The following is a 3,220-nucleotide window of genomic DNA, read 5'->3' on the forward strand; positions in this document are numbered from 1 at the left end:
TAAAATTAACCTATACACAATACATGTTTAGGGGTGTTTATTATCTATAAAGCATTGCAAGAGTATAAGAACTTTCTAAAGGAATACGATTCGCACTTTAATGAAGATGAAAGAAAGATAGCTAGCTTAATATTAAATTCTTTTGATTTTGTTGAATCTAAAACTAGCGCAAGAGGGAATAGGGCGAAGGCGATAGTCAACCTTTTGGATGATAGATTTAATCAAGATAGTGATAAATCTTTTGAAAGAATAGAAGTAAGTAATGATGATCAAAATATAAAGCAATTATCCAAGTTATCTGTAAAAAACTTTCGAGGCTTTACCGATAACGTTAGTTTTGACTTAGGAAAATCTTATGTGTTTATTTATGGACCGAATGGTACTGGGAAATCTAGTATGTGTGAAGCGCTAGAATACTCACTTTTAAATACTATATACGAAGCGGAAAATAAAAGAATTACAATTAAGAAGTATATTCAAAATGCATATACTCAAAAAGGGGAAAATCCTGTTTTATATGGAGTGAATAATAGAGATGAACAAGTTAAGATCAAACCTAACTTGCAAGCTTACGAATTTTGTTTTATAGAAAGGAATCGTATAGAAGGGTTCGCGAGGGTAGCAGCTAATACACCTCAAACACAACAACAAAGACTTGCAACTTTGTTTGGTTTAGAAGAATTCAATAATTTTGTGAGAAACTTCAATGATAGCATTGAAAATTATATGGACTGTGAAGGAGAGAAAGAGAAAAGGTTAAAAGAGCGACAGAAACAAATCGAAAGGTTTCAAACAGAATTAGAAGAGTTTCCTGAAAAAAGAAATCAAATCCAAGATAGAGAAGGGGAGTTGCTAAAGAAATACCCAGGAGTAGAAACTTTAGTAGCATTAAAAGAAAAAATTAATGGGGAAAGCGAAGGAATTATACAAAGGAATAATAAAGAAATCGCAGAGTTAGAGTTAATGAAGAAAACAAACACCCCAAATAATGAAGAACTTTGGGATTTATTAAACGACTTTAAAGATAAAGTTAGTGAGCGTGAAACAATTAATTTAAGTATTAGAGGGTCTAAAGAGGACTTATCTTTAAAAGAATTATACAATGCAATTTTGGAAAATGAGGTACACTTCGATAATAATTGTCCTGCTTGGCAGTCTCAGGTTTATAGGGATGGAAAGTTATTAGTGCCAGTTGATCCTTATAATAATGCAAGAGTAAAGATTGATAGTTTCAAAGAAATTATTGAGATGGAGAAAAGAAAAGAAGTATTAGATAAAGAGATTGCCAAGGGACTACATAAGCTGAGTAATACATTAATTCAAATTGATAATGTTGCAAAAGCTCACGACTTCCAAAAGAAAGAAGTATTGGAGATGCTTTCTGAAAAAGTTTCTGAAGTTAAAAGTGATGAGAAGAATTTATTAGGACTAGCCAGCGAAATCGAGGAATACTATCAAGATTTTGAGATGTTAAAGACGATGATTATTGATTATAACACCGAGGTAGATAAGGTTAGTGCACGGAAAGAAAAACTAGAATCCGAAAATAGAAGTCACAATAATAATCTGGAAGAAATCGCAAAAATAAATGCTGAAAACGAACGGTTAATAGTTAACAAAACAAATGCTTTAAGTAAAGTTCAGGAATTTGAGAAAGAAAATCAGGACTTGATTAAAGAGGTGGAAAACGAACGGTTGGTTGTAGAAAGGAATATTAAATTTAGTGAAGCTTATAAATTATTTAGAAACAAACTAGTTGAGTTTAACTTACGTCTGCCTAGCCAACTTGCTAAAGACTTGAATAAAAATACCTTAGAAATTTATAATGCTATCAATAGGTATGATCACCCATCTGATTTGCTGACGAAGCTTAAATTGCCTGAAAACACAGGAGGAAAAATAGAGATTTCCTGCAACGGCGAAGAACAAATAGATGCTCTTCATGTTTTAAGTGAAGGTCACTTGAGGTGTTTAGGGCTAGCCATATTACTCGCAAAAAATATAAATGATGAACTGCCGTTTATCATATTTGATGATGTTGTAAATGCAATTGATGATGAACATAGAAGGGGAATAGTAGAAACAATTTTGGAGGATGAAATAATAGGTGAGAAACAACTTGTTATCACAACTCATGGCGAAGAATTCGTTAAAGAGTTAGATAATAATATACAAAATAAAAAATATAATAATTTAGTGAATAGATTTGATTTCTTAAAAATCGATGATAGAAACAAAATTTCTGTAAGACAAGATACTTCACGGAACTACTTGATAATTGCTCAAGATAGATTACATGAAAATCAATTTAGAGATTGCCTGGCTAATTGTAGAAGAGCGTTGGAAAGCTTATTGCACAGACTTTGGAAAAGAATTTCCAAAAAGTATAACATTGAGGTATCTGTAAAATTAAAACATCCAAATGGTGCGCCTGATTTAATGAAAATAGCACAATCTTTAAAGAAAGCAATAAAGCAAACTAATGGTGAGTATTCAGAAGAAGAGCGTCTTTTAGGAGAATTAATTGGTGATAAATATAAACATCGAATAGAATGGGAATATTTAAATAAGGGCACACATGATAACGTTATGAATACCGAATTTAATCAAGGAATAGTTAAAGAGATTTATTCACTATTAGTGAATTTGGATGAATGTATAATGAGTAACTAATTCTTTGTAAATGCTTAGATTTTCCAGCCCAATATGCGATAAATTGATACTCCGACAATTTATTTGAAGAATCTTCGCATAATCTCGTATATTTTCTCTCTCTTCTGTAAGAGTTACAGTAAAGTAAGAAGAGTGCTTCATTATAGGGAATTGAAATACTTACCTTAGGATTAGCAAAGTGTTTCACGATTATATAACTTGTTAAGTGAAGTAGGTGTTCCGACAGGAAATTTTGATTGATACTGGAAATGAACTTGTGTTTTATTAGTCAGAACTAGTTTGATTGATGACATACTGAATGACATACTCTTGCTCATTTTTGTTAATGTTTTAATATACTAAGTAAGTGCCATGAGCTAAGGAAAATTGATTTTCTCAATTGATTAGCATGTTATTTTTCTCTATTAATAAAGGTGAATCCATGGGCGGCATGATGTAACCTTTCCTCCAACCCTTGGTTGAAAAGATGTTATTCATCAAAAAAAGATATAACCTTTCTATGCCCCAGTAAAATAAAACACAAGAATTATAACCAGTCCCCAAAAGT

1 protein-coding gene is annotated in these 3,220 nt (G+C 31.5%); it reads left to right on the forward strand.

Features of this window, described 5'->3' with window-relative positions:
* Positions 1–33 precede the first annotated feature (33 nt).
* Positions 34–2,673 (forward strand): AAA family ATPase, encoded by a 2,640-nt coding sequence (locus D479_RS19220; RefSeq protein WP_039871911.1) that lies wholly within the window; start codon positions 34–36, stop codon positions 2,671–2,673.
* Positions 2,674–3,220: the final 547 nt, after the last annotated feature.

This window comes from Halobacillus sp. BAB-2008 (genome assembly GCF_000328325.1).
Classification (GTDB): Bacteria; Bacillota; Bacilli; order Bacillales; family Halobacillaceae; genus Halobacillus.